The 14,725-nt window shown below is 60.9% G+C and carries 13 protein-coding genes and 1 pseudogene; 9 read left to right on the top strand and 5 right to left on the bottom strand.

Going from position 1 to position 14,725, the window contains the following annotated elements:
• Window positions 1–18: 18 nt before the first annotated feature.
• Both IPJ76_16490 and IPJ76_16485 read right to left on the bottom strand, forming a co-directional pair.
• Window positions 19–2,100: an insulinase family protein gene (locus IPJ76_16490; GenBank protein QQR86177.1), complete on the bottom strand. Its 2,082-nt coding sequence runs from the start codon at window positions 2,098–2,100 to the stop codon at window positions 19–21.
• Window positions 2,101–2,147: 47 nt separating this feature from the next.
• Window positions 2,148–3,467, bottom strand: coding sequence for an insulinase family protein (locus tag IPJ76_16485; protein QQR86176.1), 1,320 nt, complete (start codon window positions 3,465–3,467; stop codon window positions 2,148–2,150).
• Window positions 3,468–3,537: 70 nt separating this feature from the next.
• Here IPJ76_16485 and IPJ76_16480 point away from each other — a divergent pair, with 70 nt between their 5' ends.
• The 5 genes from IPJ76_16480 to IPJ76_16460 are packed head-to-tail and all read left to right on the top strand — an operon-like array spanning window position 3,538 to window position 8,293.
• Window positions 3,538–4,647: an alkane 1-monooxygenase gene (locus tag IPJ76_16480; GenBank protein ID QQR86175.1), complete on the top strand. Its 1,110-nt coding sequence runs from the start codon at window positions 3,538–3,540 to the stop codon at window positions 4,645–4,647.
• On the top strand, window positions 4,644–4,925 hold the full coding sequence (locus IPJ76_16475; GenBank protein QQR86174.1) for a DUF551 domain-containing protein: 282 nt from the start codon (window positions 4,644–4,646) through the stop codon (window positions 4,923–4,925). The genes IPJ76_16480 and IPJ76_16475 overlap by 4 nt, the downstream gene beginning before the upstream one ends.
• Before the next feature lie 52 nt (window positions 4,926–4,977).
• Window positions 4,978–7,215, top strand: a complete 2,238-nt coding sequence (locus IPJ76_16470; protein ID QQR86173.1) for a cation:proton antiporter — start codon at window positions 4,978–4,980, stop codon at window positions 7,213–7,215.
• 22 nt (window positions 7,216–7,237) lie between these two features.
• Window positions 7,238–7,780, top strand: a complete 543-nt coding sequence (locus tag IPJ76_16465; protein QQR86172.1) for a DUF2214 family protein — start codon at window positions 7,238–7,240, stop codon at window positions 7,778–7,780.
• Between the two features lie 3 nt (window positions 7,781–7,783).
• Window positions 7,784–8,293, top strand: a complete 510-nt coding sequence (locus IPJ76_16460) for a GNAT family N-acetyltransferase (GenBank protein ID QQR86171.1) — start codon at window positions 7,784–7,786, stop codon at window positions 8,291–8,293.
• 5 nt (window positions 8,294–8,298) lie between these two features.
• Here the strand turns inward: IPJ76_16460 and sucC are convergent, their stop codons facing one another.
• The gene (sucC, locus tag IPJ76_16455) at window positions 8,299–9,489 is read right to left on the bottom strand and encodes an ADP-forming succinate--CoA ligase subunit beta (protein QQR86170.1); all 1,191 of its coding nucleotides are present in this window, start codon (window positions 9,487–9,489) and stop codon (window positions 8,299–8,301) included.
• Between the two features lie 80 nt (window positions 9,490–9,569).
• On the opposite strand from sucC, the gene IPJ76_16450 reads away from it, so the two are divergent.
• The 4 genes from IPJ76_16450 to IPJ76_16435 all read left to right on the top strand — a co-directional run bounded on the left by IPJ76_16450 (window position 9,570) and on the right by IPJ76_16435 (window position 12,264).
• Complete coding sequence (locus IPJ76_16450; protein QQR86169.1) at window positions 9,570–10,217, top strand: ABC transporter ATP-binding protein; 648 nt, start codon at window positions 9,570–9,572, stop codon at window positions 10,215–10,217.
• A gap of 6 nt (window positions 10,218–10,223) precedes the next feature.
• The gene (locus IPJ76_16445) at window positions 10,224–10,670 is read left to right on the top strand and encodes a hypothetical protein (GenBank protein ID QQR86168.1); all 447 of its coding nucleotides are present in this window, start codon (window positions 10,224–10,226) and stop codon (window positions 10,668–10,670) included.
• A 247-nt stretch (window positions 10,671–10,917) separates the two neighbouring features.
• Window positions 10,918–11,667 (top strand): DUF4412 domain-containing protein, encoded by a 750-nt coding sequence (locus tag IPJ76_16440; GenBank protein ID QQR86167.1) that lies wholly within the window; start codon window positions 10,918–10,920, stop codon window positions 11,665–11,667.
• Window positions 11,668–12,264: a YdeI/OmpD-associated family protein gene (locus IPJ76_16435; GenBank protein ID QQR86166.1), complete on the top strand. Its 597-nt coding sequence runs from the start codon at window positions 11,668–11,670 to the stop codon at window positions 12,262–12,264. It begins immediately after the preceding gene.
• Between the two features lie 198 nt (window positions 12,265–12,462).
• On the opposite strand, the gene IPJ76_16430 is transcribed toward IPJ76_16435, so the two are convergent.
• Both IPJ76_16430 and IPJ76_16425 read right to left on the bottom strand, forming a co-directional pair.
• Complete coding sequence (locus IPJ76_16430; GenBank protein ID QQR86165.1) at window positions 12,463–13,299, bottom strand: RES domain-containing protein; 837 nt, start codon at window positions 13,297–13,299, stop codon at window positions 12,463–12,465.
• A gap of 189 nt (window positions 13,300–13,488) precedes the next feature.
• Window positions 13,489–14,685: pseudogene (locus IPJ76_16425) on the bottom strand (IS256 family transposase).
• Between the last annotated feature and the right edge of the window lie 40 nt (window positions 14,686–14,725).

The following is a 14,725-nucleotide window of genomic DNA, read 5'->3' as shown; positions in this document are numbered from 1 at the left end:
TCGTTCAGGTCCTTGGCATCATTCAACGAGGAACACACCGTCGCCCACACCCTTGTTGACCAATACCTCGCTCACCACGAAAGCGAAGCTCATACCGGCCGTTTGCTCAATGAGGTGGGGGAAGAGGATACCGCCTTCGGGCCGGAAATCCTTGAATCCGGTGGTCACCGTAATTACACCTTCGGCTGTCTGCTTCATCCTTACTTGGCGCACTTTCAGCGATGTCGTTCTGCTGTAATACTCCGTGAGCTGGCTGCCGTTGTCAAGCAGCAAGGTCATCTTGTAGCACTCTTCACCTTCGATGTCGGCAATACCACTAAGGATCAGCCGGCCCATGCGCTGGTAGGTCAGCTCCGGGAACGCGGGTGCCTCGAAGGCGATCTCCTCCAGTTCCAGGTCCACCAGTTCTTTCTTGCCTTCTTGACCAACGGTGATCCCGCGCACACCATCGTATACGGTCTTCTGTAAGGTGATTGGACCGGCCTTCATCTCACTTGCGTATTTGTTCCCTGCCTTGTTCCAGGTCGTCGCGGTCACCGTCATGCCTTGCACAGTTGCGTTCATGGTGGTCTTCAGGTCGCGCACCTCCAACAGCTTGCTCTTCCCACCGATAGCGGAGAAGTAGGCCTCCAGCACTTGCTCGGCCTTCATTCCCGCCGGCGGTGGTTGCACCGTCTCCTTGAACACATCGCCATTGATGTCGTACAGCACCACCTGTTTCTCGAAGCTGTACTGCACAAGCCCGTTTGCCACCTTCTCGCGGTCGCCCACCACCAGCACGCTGCTGTTGTCGGGGGTGAGGAACTTGCGCGCGGCAGCCTGCACCCCTGCGATGGAAACCGTGTCCAAGCGTTGCAAGTAGGTGTCATAGTGATCCGGCTTCAGACCGTACAAGTACGTATTGAGGGCGAAGCGTGCAATGGTGCGCGGATCCTCCAGCGAACGAGCGAAACTGCCAGCCAAGTAGCTCTTGGCCAACGATAGTTCATCCTCCCGGACAGGGTTGAGGCGGATGTTCTCGATCTCCACGATGAACTCGTTCACCGCGCTGTCCGTTACTGCTGTGCGCACACTTGCACCGGCGCTGAAGCTGCCGGCATAGCGATCAGCATCGAGGCTGCTGTATGCCCCGTAGGTGAAGGCATTGCGCTCCCGCAGGTTCTGCATCAGGCGTGCGTTGAACACACCACCACCGAGGATGGTGTTGAGCACCTGGGCATCCACTGCATCGGGGTCCCAAGGGTGCAAGTGCACTGGGAACACCACCCGGATCAGCGATTGTGCAGCACCAGGACGGTCCACCAATGCGACACGCCGTTGCGCAGGCGCCACAGGCGGTTTGTTCACGGTACGGATGGGGCCCAATCCCTCCACGACCTCCACACCGTCCGGACCCAACACGGGTTCGCTCACGGTGTTCACGGCCCACATGCTGAAGTACTTCTTGGCAGCGTCCTGTGCTTCCGCCAGAGTGATGTCACCAACGAAAACGAGGTAGCTGTTCGCCGGTTTGAAGAAGCGACGGTAGTACGCATCCACCTGTTTCCGCGTGATGGCCTGCACGGTTTTCTCCGTTGCTGCTTCACCGTACGGGTGCCCCTTGCTGAAGGTGAGCGAACGGCCCACCAGATCGGCAATGGCATCAGGGTCGTCCTTGCGGCTTTGGATGCCGCTGAGCATGCGCGTCTTCGCCTTCTCGAATTCGTCCACCGGGAAGCTGGCGCTGCTGACCACTTCATACACCAGGTTCATCAGCGGCGTGAAGTGCTTCTTCAGGCCGCTGGCATACACACCATCGGCCGATCCGCTCAGCGTGGCGCCCATCGCGTCCACTTCCTCATCGAGTTGGGCCTTTGTATGCCGGCGCGTGCCGCTGGTGAGAAGCTCGCCAACGAGGTCTTGGTAGCCGGTGGAAGTCCCTTGCAGGAAAGGCTCCACATCGAACTTCACCTGCACGTTGATGGTGGGCAGTTTGTGGTTCTCCACCACGATCACCCGCATGCCGTTGTCGAGCATGAAGGTGCTGTGCTTGCCCACCTGCACCTTGGGCGCTGGACCGGGTTTCGGGGCTTTGGTGCGGTCTATTTGTGCGGTCGTCATTGCGGGAAGGAGGACGGCCGCCGCGAGGAGGGCTGAAAAGCGGGCCATCAGTTCTGTGCGTTTTGGGAAACGTAGTGCAACACCACGCGGTTCTGCGGAACGAAATATTGCTTGGCCACCCGCTGGATGTCAGCGGCGGTAACGGCCAGGTAGCGTGCCAATTCGGTGTTCACTTGCTTCGTGCCGCCGTGGAAGGTGTAAGCGCTGGCCAGGTTCTCGGCCACGCCGGTGATCCGGCTGTTCGCCTGCACGTACTCCGTCTCCAACTGGGCCTTCAGCTTGGCGAGTTCGGCCTCGCTCACGGGCTCCTTGCCCGCGCGAGCGAACTCGTCGTTCATACTGGCTTCAACACTGTCGGGATCCACACCCACCGCGGCAACCGCGAAGGCGATGGCCAGTCCGGGATGCTCGAACGGCAGGCTGAACGAGCCAACGAACAGGGCCTTCTCTTCCTGGTCCTTCAAGCGCCGCTGCAAGCGCGACGAATTACCGTTGCTCAGCAGCCGGTTCAACATGTCAACAGCGTAGAAGTCGTCCGTACCGTTGGCCGGTATCCGGTAAGCCTGCACCACCGCGGGCAGCTGGATGTTGTCCTTGACGATGTCGCGCACCTCGCTTCCGAGCTCCGGCTCCACCACGGTCACTTCCGGGATGTCCTTCCCCTTCGGGATGCCATTGAAGTACTTCTTCACCAGGTCCTTGGCCTCGGTGGGCTTGATATCGCCTGCGACCACCAGCACGGCGTTGTTCGGCACGTAGAAGGTGCGGTAGAAATTCTGGTAGTCGGCTTCGCTGGCCGCGTTCAGGTCCTCCATGAAGCCGATGGTGGGCCACTGATAGGGATGCTTCGCGTAAGCCCGCTGCAGCACTTCAATGAGAATACTGCCGTAGGGTTGGTTCTCATAGCGCTGGCGCCGCTCCTCCTTCACCACCTCACGCTGCGTATCCACGCCTTTCTGGTCCACCTTGGCGTGCAGCATGCGTTCGCTCTCGAGCCACAAGCCCAGTTCGAGCTGATTGCTCGGCAACACCTCGTAGTAATAGGTGCGGTCGCCGTTCGTATTGGCGTTCAGCACGCCACCGGCCTTCTCCACGTACTTGCTGAATTCGCCCCGCTCGATGTTTGCCGAGCCCTCGAACAGCAGGTGCTCGAAGAAGTGCGCGAAGCCACGGCGATCGGGCTGTTCGTTCTTGCTGCCCACGTGGTACATCACGCTCACGTTGACGATGGGCGTGCTGTGATCTTCGTGGAGAATGACGTGCAGGCCGTTGTCCAGGTCGAATTCGGTGAACTCGATGGGCCTCATTTGCGCTGAGGCTGAAACGGCCAAGGCGGCCGCCACGGGTGCCATACTGGCTCTGTTCATGTCGTTGGTTCCGTTCAAAGGGCCGCTAATGTAGCCGGGGTGCCGCCAGTGAGCGGCTACTTTTGGGCGCATGGTGAAGGTTGATGCACCTGCATTGTCACCCACTGCCCGGAAAGCGGCACGGGGTCGCGCTTGCTTGTTCCTGCTCGCCTTGATCGGCCCTCTGCTCGGGCTTGCGGGCTTGCTGGGACATGGGCTGTGGTGCTGGGGCTTTCCGCTGTACGGCTTTGCACTTGTGCCATTGGCTGATGCCCTGCTGCCAGCAAAGCACAGCGCCTACACTGAAGAAGAGGAAGCCGCCGCACTGCGCGAGCCGTTGTTCGACTGGATCGTGTACGCCATTGTGCCCATCCACTGGGGCCTGCTCGTCCTGTTCTTCTTCACCATCAACGAACCGGGCCTGAACGTTTGGGAAGTCGCGGGGCGCATCGCCACCATGGGCATGCTCTGCGGGGTTTACGGCATCAACGTGGCGCACGAGCTCGGCCACCGCGCCAAACGGAGCGCGCGCAACATGGCCCGGGCGCTTCTGCTCTCTTCGCTTTACATGCACTTCATTGTGGAGCACAACCGTGGCCACCATAGGCACGTGGGCACACCGAAGGATCCCGCTACCGCACGCAGGGGTGAAATGCTCTACTCGTTCTGGGTGCGGACCATCGTCTTCAGTTGGATGAGCGCATGGAGCATTGAAACTGGACGGCTGCGGAAGGCCGGACTTGGCGTGTGGAGCCACCACAATGAAATGCTGCGGTACAGCGCGCTCCAATTGCTATTCTGCATTGCGGTTTGGTGGGCCTTCGGCACGTTCACGTTGCTGGCCTTCCTTGCGGCGGCGGGCATCGGTGTGCTCTTGTTGGAAACCGTGAACTACATCGAGCACTACGGTCTGATGCGCGTGGCGCGCGCCGATGGCAGCTATGGCCGCGTGCAGCATGCGCATTCGTGGAACAGCGATCATCCCCTTGGCCGCATCGTGCTCTTCGAACTAACGCGCCACAGCGACCACCATCACACGGCCAGCAAGAAGTACCAAGTGCTGGAAGGCGTTGAAGCCGGGGCGCAGCTGCCCACGGGCTATCCTGGCATGATGCTGCTGAGCCTTGTACCACCGATATGGACCGCTGTGGTCCATCCGCGCCTCGACCGCCTGCGTGCCCAACACCCCGAACTCGCATGAGCGCCGCAACCGGCTGGATCAGCACAGCCGAGCGCTTGCCGCAGGACGGCGAGCGTGTACTGTGCTGGCTGCCCAAGAACACCGTCTTTCTGCCCGGCAAAACAGGAGCAAGCGAGGAACGCCATGCCGTCATCATGAAGTTCGCGCACGAGCACTTCCTGAAGAACCCCACGAAGACCGGCTACGCGGGCAGTCCGCATTTCTGGCTGGGCGAAGGTGGCAGCAACAAGTTCTTCGACGATGTGACGCACTGGAGGCCGCTGCCGGAGTCACCGTAGGACCGCGCTACCGCCGGACCTACCTTGTGCCGAAGCCACTTCGCGCACTCCGATGAGCCACCTGCCACCCTTCATCACCGACCTCGGACTGATCCTGTCCGTGGCTGCTGTGACGACGCTGGTGTTCAAGCGGATCAAACAACCCGTGGTGCTGGGCTACATCATTGCCGGGTTCCTGGTAAGCCCTCACGTGGCCTTCATGCCCACGGTGATCGATGAAGCGAACGTGCGGACCTGGAGCGAGATCGGCGTCATTTTCCTGCTGTTCGGGCTCGGTTTGGAGTTCAGCTTCAAGAAACTGGCGCAGGTGGGCGGCGCTGCGGCTGTTACCGCATTGACCACCGTGGCCTTCATGCTGTGCGCCGGCTATGCAACGGGCCAAGCCTTGGGCTGGAGCAGCATGGACAGCCTCTTCCTCGGCGGCATCCTGTCGATCAGTTCCACCACCATCATCATCCGTGCCTTCGACGAGCTGGGCTTGAAGACGCAAGCGTTCGCACGGCTTGTTGTGGGGGTGCTGGTGATCGAAGACCTGGTGGCCATCCTGTTGTTGGTGCTGCTGAGCACAGTGGCCGTGAGCCAGCAGTTCAGCGGTGGTGAGCTGATGCTGGAATTGGGCAAGCTCGGGTTCTTCCTCATGCTGTGGTTCGTTGGTGGCATTGTGCTGATCCCCACACTGCTCGACCGCACGCGCCGGTTCATGAACGACGAGATGCTGCTGATCGTCTCCATCGCCCTGTGCCTCACCATGGCTTACCTGGCATCACTGGCCGGGTTCAGCGCGGCGCTGGGGGCCTTCATCATGGGGAGCATCCTGGCGGAGACGCTACTGGCCGAGCGCATCGAGCACCTGCTGATGCCGGTGAAGGACCTCTTCGGCGCGGTGTTCTTCGTTTCAGTTGGCATGCTCATCGACCCGCAAGTGCTGGTGGCGGAGTGGCCCACCGTGCTGCTCATCAGCGCCGTGATCCTCATCGGGCAACCGCTGAGCAGCGGACTGGGCGCCCTGCTGGCCGGGCAACCGTTGAAGCGCTCCGTGCAGGCCAGCATGAGCCTGTCGCAGATCGGGGAGTTCTCGTTCATCATCGCAACGCTGGGTGTTTCGTTGGGGGTCACCAGCCCTCTCCTCTACCCTATTGCCGTGGCCGTGTCCGTCGTCACCACGTTCGTGTCACCGTTCATGATCCGCGCGTCATCGAACACAAGTTCGCTATTGGAACGCAAGCTGCCCTCGGCTTGGGTGGCTGCCGTCGAACGGTACAGCCAGCAGACCGAACAGGTGAAAGTGACCAGCGACTGGCGGAAACTGTTGCGCGCTTATGGGCTCAATCTGGCTGCGTTCCTGCTGCTTTCCCTGGCGCTGATCTTCATCGGAAGCCGGTACCTGCCGCCCCGGCTCGAACCCGGCTTCGGTTGGTTCGACGGTAGGTTCATTGCCGGACTGATCACCTTATTGGCCATTGTTCCGTGCATCTGGGCCATGTCGTTCCGGCGCATCCAGCGCGATGCTTACCGGCACCTCTGGCTGAACAAACGATCGCTCCGCGGGCCGCTGGCGGCAATTGAGGTCGTGCGCCTTTCAGTGGCCATAGTGGTGTTGGCGATCCTCGTGAACGAGTTCTTCGGGACGGGCACCGCGTTCATCGCTGCGCTCATCGTCCTCGTGGCTGCCATGCTCATCCTGCGTACACGGCTCCAGTCCTTCTACCAACGCGTGGAGGAGCACTTCCTATTGAATTTCTACCAACGTGAACGCCGCAAGCAACGGCCTGCGCTGGCACCGTGGGACCTGCATTTGGCCGAGCTGGAGTTGCCACCTGCTTCGGAAGCGGTGGGCAGAAGCCTTGTCGAGTTGCGGCTGCGCGAACGCTTCGGGGTGAACGTGGCGCTCATCGAACGCGGTGAGCGGACCATACCGGTGCCTCCACGCGACGAACGTTTGCTCCCCGGCGACAACCTCGTGCTCATCGGCACGGATGAGCAGCTCGCCGAAGCGAACAAGACCCTGACGGCCGAACCGAACGTTGAGGAGTCCTTGGTGGAGAAGACCGACATCCAGTTGGAGAAGTACCGCGTGATACCCCGCTCCCCGCTCATCGGGCTCAGCATCCGCAGATCGGGCATACGCGAAATGGGCCGCTCACTGGTGACGGGCATCGAACGCGGCGACGAGCGCATCATCAACCCCGAGAGCGATGCGGTGTTCGCGCAGGACGACCTCATCTGGCTCGTTGGCGATGCTGAAGCCATGCATGCCTTCATGGCCGGTGGCAAAGGCACCTTGGAATGAGCGCCGCTACTTTCGGTGCGCAATGATGACCCTGCGTTTCTGGCTGGCCGTACTGCACCTCATCGCATTGGCCATCGGCATTGCTGCTGTGTATGGCCGTTGGCGAGCGCTGAAACGGACGAAGTCCACTGCCGATCTACCCGACGTTTTCGCTGCGGACAACTGGTACGGCTTTGCGGTCATCATCTGGCTCGTGACCGGTCTCGTGCGGGCTTTCGGTGGCTATGAGAAGGGCACAGCCTACTACCTGGACAGCCACTGGTTCCTTGGCAAGATGACGCTCTTCACCATCGTGTTCCTCCTGGAGCTCTACCCGATGATCATGCTCATCCGTTGTCGGCGCGCGCGCAAGCAAGGTGGTCTCATCGACCTTGGGAAGACAACACTGCTGGCCCGGCTCACCGTGGCCGAGCTGCCGCTGCTGATATTGATGGTGGTGATGGCCGCGGCATTGGCGGGGGGGTGTAGTTCATGTGTCCATGCGGCCATGTGCTCATGGTCGCATGGACACATGAACACATGGGCACATGGACATGGTTTTCTTTTGCGCACCATCTTCGCCTAAGCCATGGTCCTCCGCCCCGCACAAGCCTCGGAGCTTTCCGCCGTCTGGACCATCCTGCAATACGCCATCGAGCAGCGGCGCTTGGACGGTAGCACCCAATGGCAGGACGGTTACCCCAACCCGGACACCGTGCAAAGCGACCTGGACCGCGGCGCGGCCTACGTGCTGGAAGAGAACGGCGAACTGCTGCTCTACGCGGCGATTCTCTTCGAACCCGAACCCGCGTACGAAACCATTGAAGGGCGTTGGCTCACCAACGGACCGTATGCGGTGCTGCACCGCATAGCCGTTTCGCCACAAGCCAAGGGCAAGGGCATTGCCACGGCGTTCTTCCGCATGGTGGAGGATCTATGCCGTGAACGCGGCGTGCCGAGCATCAAGGTGGACACCAACTTCGACAATGCGCCCATGCTGCGCATCTTGGACAAGCAGGGCTACACGTATTGCGGAGAGGTGTACTTCAGAGGTAAAGCACGGAGAGCTTACGAGAAGGAAGTACCGATCAGAAAATGAGATGATCACTTCAACACCTCCTTCACCCGGTCCGCTGCCTCCTGCAAGGCCACCGCGCTGAGCACCTTCAGGCCGCTCTTGTCGATGAGGTCCTTGGCCTCCTTGGCGTTAGTGCCTTGCAGACGCACGATGATGGGCACCTTGATGTCGCCGATGTTCTTGTAGGCGTCCACCACGCCCTGCGCTACGCGGTCGCAGCGCACGATGCCGCCGAAGATGTTCACCAGGATGGCCTTCACGCTGGGGTCCTTCAGGATGATGCGGAAGCCCTTCTCCACGCGCGCTGCATCGGCCGTGCCGCCCACATCGAGGAAGTTGGCCGGCTCGCCACCGCTCAGCTTGATGATGTCCATTGTTGCCATGGCCAGGCCAGCGCCGTTCACCATGCAACCCACGTTGCCGTCGAGTTTCACGTAGTTGAGGCCCGCTTCGCCGGCTTCCACTTCAATGGGATCCTCCTCGGTCTTGTCGCGCATTTCGGCGTAGTCCGGGTGACGGTAGAGGGCATTGCCATCGAGGCGCACCTTGGCGTCCACGGCGATCACCTTGTCGTCGCTGGTCTTCAGCACGGGGTTGATCTCGAACATGGCCGCATCGCAGCCTTCGTAGGCCTTGTAGAGGTCGGCCACGAACTTGCTCATGGCCTTCTTGGCCGGGCCGGTAACGCCCAAGGCCGTCGCGATCTTGTTGCACTGGAAGGGACGCAGGCCCACGCGCGGGTCCACGAACTCCTTCAGGATCTTCTCGGGATGGTGCTCGGCCACCTCCTCGATGTCCATGCCGCCCTCGGTGCTGTACACGATCACGTTGCGGCCGCTAGCGCGGTCCAACAGCACGCTCATGTAGTACTCCTTCGTTTCGCTGGGGCCGGGGTAGTACACATCCTCGGCGATGAGCACCTTGTGCACCTTCTTGCCCTGCGGGGGCGTCTGCGGGCTCTTCAGCATCATGCCGATGATGGCCTCGCTCCTCTCGCGCACCTCATCGATGCTCTTGGCCAGCTTCACGCCACCGCCCTTGCCACGGCCACCGGCGTGGATCTGCGCCTTCACCACCCACCACTTGGTACCGGTCTCCTGGCTCAAGCGCTTGGCCTGGTCCACGGCCTCGTCGGCGTTGTAGGCCACCAGACCACGCTGGATGGCGACACCGTATTTCTGAAGGATGCTCTTGCCTTGGTACTCGTGAAGGTTCATCGGTCCGTTCGTTTCGGGCGGCGAAGTAAGGTGATGGCTTTGAACACTTTGCACGGGTCGATTCGCCTTCTTTGCACAGCATGATCACCGCTAACGGCATCCGCAAGCGTTATGGCACCCTGGAAGTGCTCAAAGGAGTTGACCTGCACGTGGCGAAGGGCGAAGTGGTGAGCATCGTGGGGGCCAGCGGCGCGGGCAAAAGCACCCTGCTGCAGATCATCGGCACCCTCGACAAGTCGGACAGCGGCACGTTGGCCATCGACGGTGCGGACATCGGCCAGCTGGGCACACGGGCACTGAGCGCCTTCCGCAACAAGCACATCGGCTTCGTGTTCCAGTTCCACCACCTGCTGCCGGAATTCACGGCCTTGGAGAACGTGATGATGCCTGGCCTCATCGCCGGACGCAGCATGGGCGATTGTGCGCCGCGTGCCGAAGAACTATTGGCCCGCTTGAACGTGGCCGAACGCAAAGAGCACAAGCCCGGTCAGATGAGCGGCGGCGAGCAGCAGCGGGTTGCCGTGGCCCGCGCCCTCTTCAACAGCCCCAGTGTTGTGCTCGCCGATGAACCCAGCGGCAACCTGGACAGCGCCCACGCCCGCGAGCTGCACCAGCTCTTCTTCGACCTGCGCAAGGAGCTCGGCCAGACCTTCGTGATCGTCACCCACAACGAAGAACTGGCCGACATGGCGGACCGGAAGCTGGTGATGAAGGATGGCGTGATCTGAGCATGCATGAAAACGACGGTGCCACTTATCCTCATCGTCCTGAGCCTTCTTGGCTGTGCGAACGAGAACAAGTCTCCGACGTCTCAAGCCCCGGCGGTTCCAACGATTGGAACATCCGAAGTGGTCGCTGCGGAAAGCGCACCCTCCGCTCCCATCGCCCGCCCCTGGCTCGCCACGGGCATTTCCTTCAATGGCAGTCTGGACCCCGATTTCCCGAAGGATGCCGGCATCCGCATGCACTTGAAGGACGATGGCACGTACACCATGACCGGTCCTGGCGCGCAGACACAAGGCGCTTGGAAAATGGAGACGGCCAGCGAGCTGCACCTGATGGACAGCAGTGCCGGAGGCGTGCAGCGCTTCGCGGTGGATACGCTCACGAACGAGCGGCTGGCCTTGCGGTTGATGGATGAGCAGAATGCGGTGGTGGTGTTGTTGTACAAGGCGGAGTAAGACCCTCGGGCTTTTATTCGCGTGATAGACACAACGGTCAGTTGGCCGAGGGTCCATCGGTAACGCTGCACACCATGGAGGCTGGTATCGCACACGGAGGCACGGAGACACGGAGCGCCCCTGCCATGCTGTCGTTCAGGATCCTCCGTGTCTCCGTGCCTCCGTGTGACCTTTGTGTTGGGCAGCCCACGGGATTGCACGCTCAAGGGGCCCTCGCCTCCGTTACTTTGGGCACAGAACTCCGCCCATGAAAACGCTTCCTGCCCTCGGCTTCGTCCTGTTGGCCAATGCCCTGCACGCCCAGGTGGACATGAACGCCATCCTGCAGCAGCAAGGGTTGAACATGCGCATGGAGGACGATAACGACCCCTTCGTGCCCAACGCGTTCACCGGCAGCTTCCGCATGGAGACGCACCTGTTCGAGAACGGCGCCGAGAAGAAGGACAGCCCCATGAACATGCGCTACTGGAGCAGCCCGGAGATGAGCATGGTGCAGATGGCCCTGCCCGGTCAGCCCAGCGAAGGCATGAAGCTGCTCACCGACCACAAGGGCAAGTGGCAATACATGCTGATGGCCGACGCCAGTGGCAAACGCATGGCCATGAAGAGCAAGAAGAAGAAGATGGTGATGACCGGTCAAGCGCAGGATGCCCCCAACCCGGAAGTGAAAGTGACCGTGACGCGGGAGACCAAGACCATCGACGGGCACCTGTGCACCAAGGTGATCGGCACCAGCACCAAGGGCACCTGGACGGGTTGGGTGGCCATGAAGCTCACCTCGCCGATGAAGGACATCGCGAAGAGCGTGGACATGGGCGACCGCGACGTGGCCGCGGAAGTCAGCAAGCTGAACGGCTTCCCGCTGGAGTACGAGTGGCTATCGACTGATGGCAAGGAGCGCGTGGTGTGCAACGTGCACGAGCTGAGCACTACTGCGGTTGATGCGGCCACCTTCAGTTTGGACGGCTACGAGGTGGTGGTGATCCCCGGCATGTGAATGGCGAGCAAGCTCGACACCCTGGAACAGGTGCAGGTGCACAGCCGCGCCGAGTGGCGCGCGTGGCTGAAGAAGCATCACAAGCGCCCCGAAGGCATCTGGCTCATCACCTACAAGAAGCACGTCGCTGACAAGTACCTCAGCTTCGAGGACAAGGTGCAGGAGGCGCTCTGCTTCGGGTGGATCGACAGCACGCCGCGCAAGCTGGATGCCGACCGCACCATGCACTACCTGAGCCCGCGCAAGCCGGGCAGCGTATGGAGCGCCATCAACAAGGCGCACGTGGAACGGCTGGTGGCGCAAAAGCTCATGACCCCCGCCGGCCTTGCGAAGGTGGAAGCGGCCAAGGCCGATGGCTCATGGCATACGCTCACCAGCATTGACCGGATGGAAATGCCCGCCGACCTGGCCAAGGCCCTTGCCCGCAGCAAGACCGCGCAGAAGCACTTCAACGTCTTCCCGCCCAGCGCCAAGAAGATCATCCTGCATTGGGTGACGAGCGCCAAGACCGAGGAGACCCGGAAAAAGCGGATCGCGACGACGGTGGAGATGGCGGCGAAGAACTTGCGGGCGAACCAGGTCCCGAGGAAGGCCTAGTTGTTCAGTGGGCTGCACTCGGCACGTGCAAGGCCAGCCCACACACAGGCCGACCCAAGCGCGTGCGTTGCTCTGAACCCGAGGCGGTGCGAGACCCAAGGCGCGCGACCGAAGAACGCTCGGCACAGCCGAGCGTTGGCCCAAGTGCGTTCCGCGAGCTTGTCGCTTCACGCGAGCTGCTGCTAGGGGAATCACTTGTTACATCTCTCCGCGCTGGTCGAAGGGAAGCAGCTTAATCCCGTTCCAGTTGGTATTCGCCCGGGTCGGGGCTTCCCATTGGATTTTTCCGTTCCGAGGATACCCCACTTGGTGGAGCTTGTAGCGATACGTCTGTTCCACACGAACAACCTCCAAACGTGCTACTCGCTGTAGCTCCCCGAATGCATCGATGACTCTTGGATGGACAGCGATGTTGCATTGTTCGCTGCGCATTCCCTGGCTCGGGTACACGATGCAGTCGACGTCATCACCGTAGAGGGAGCTATCGGCTAGCATGGAAGAGAGAGGATATGGTGATTCCTCCTCAGCAAACAGGTGGGCTACATACTGGTACAGATTTTCAATGTGGCCGCCGTAAGCCCCCAATGATTCCGTGTGTCGTGCAACGGCCAGATGCTGGTTGACAGCATATCTAAACCACGGGTTGTGCGAGGGCATATTGCCAGGCAGAAATCCGAGTTGGAGAATCTGGCGGGTGCAATGCAACGACCACTCGCTGAGGAACACTTCGTCCCCTGGACCAGGTCGAACTTCCAAGAAGGCAGTGAAGGGCAGATCCGACCCGTAGAACACCGGTCGGTCTTCGAGGTTTGCACGAAGGCGATGCACTTTGGTTTGGTCGGGGTTCGGGTAGCTGTATTGCGAAGGGTCGTCCGGATTGCCGGGGTTCTTCCGGGCACGGTAGAAAGCACGGCCAATGTCACTCGACTTGATGCGGGCCGCTACGAACGGACAAATGACGACAGCATCGAAAAATGCTTGCTTGATCTCCGCGGTGGTAGCTTCCGACAGGTCTCGTTCGCGAAGTGCGCTCAACCGGCTGAGATAATGGTCTAACGACGGCAGGGCTTGCAGAGCACGATGCACTGGGGGTCTGTTAGATTAAGTGTGTCACGATCTTGATCACTGATGTTGTTGATGTAGTTGGGTTTTCAACGAGGGGGTCTGGGGGAGACTGATAACGTGTTGATCGGTGTTGGCCAGTTGTGGATCGAAGCGCGGTCCGAAGAGCAAGCGTAACTCGGCTGCGATCTCACGCCAGGCGAAGATGGGCTTTGCGGCCATCTTCTCCACGATGCGCTGCTGGGCCAAGAAGAGCAGTTTGAGCAGGGCCATGTCGTTCTCGAAGACGCGCTTGGTCTTGGTGTATTTGCGCAACTGGGCATGGAAGCCCTCGATGGGGTTGGTGGTGTAGATCGGCCGCCGGATACGCTCGCTGTACCGGTATTGGCTGGCCAGAAGCGGCCAGTTGATGCGCCAGGAGTTCACCGCTTGCGGATAGCGCTCGCCCCATTTGTCGCTGAACACTTCCAGTGCTTGCAGGGCACGCTCCTCGTTGGGTGCCCGGTAGATGGCCCGCATGTCCTTGACCACTTCCTTGTAGTGCTTGTAGCTCACGTACTTCAAGGTGTTGCGCACCTGATGCACAATGCACAGCTGGATGTCGCTCTGCGGGTACACCAGCGCGATGGCCTCGGAGAAGCCGCTGAGGTTGTCGATGCACGCGATCAGCATGTCCTCCACCCCGCGCTGGCGTAGGTCGTGCAGCACGCTCAGCCAGAACTTGGCGCCTTCGTGCTGGCCAACGTAGAGGCCAAGCAGGTCCTTGTGGCCATCGGGGCCCACGCCAAGGGCGGTGTAAACGGCTTTGTTCACCACGCGACCCTCTTCCTTCACCTTGAAATGGATGGCATCGAGCCATACGATGGCGTAACGCGCTTCCAAGGGGCGCTGCCGCCATGCCTGCACATCGGCGACCACCTGGTCGGTCACCGCGCTGATGGTGGCTTCGCTCACTTCGATGCCGTAGAGGTCGCGCACATGGTCGCTGATGTCGCGCTGGCTCATCCCCAGTCCATAGAGCTTGATGATCTTCAGGTCCAGCTCGGCGTTCAGAACCCGTTCCCGTTTAGGCAGCAGCAGTGGGTCGAAGGTCCCGTTCCGGTCCCGCGGGGTGGCGATGTCCACCTCCCCGTGTGCGGTCTTCACCCGCTTGCGGCCGTGCCCGTTGCGCCGGTTGGCCTTGCCGGTGTCCTCTTCCAGATGCGCGCTCAGCTCTCCCCGTAGGGTGGCTTCCATCAGCCGTTTTACCAAGGGCGTCAGCACCCCTTCGCTGCCGCTGAGCGGCTTGCCCAGAAGCAATTGCTTCATGGCCTCCTTCTCGAAGGCTTCGTAATCGAACTTGTCCGTCTTGTCTTCCATGGGTCAGGGTTTGAAGTTCGCAACTCCGGCCTGACACACT

The sequence above is a fragment of the Flavobacteriales bacterium genome (genome assembly GCA_016699575.1).
Taxonomy (GTDB): Bacteria; Bacteroidota; Bacteroidia; order Flavobacteriales_F; family PHOS-HE28; genus PHOS-HE28.
The sequence above is the reverse complement of the archived record's forward strand: the minus strand, read 5'-3'. Positions and strand labels throughout refer to the sequence as shown.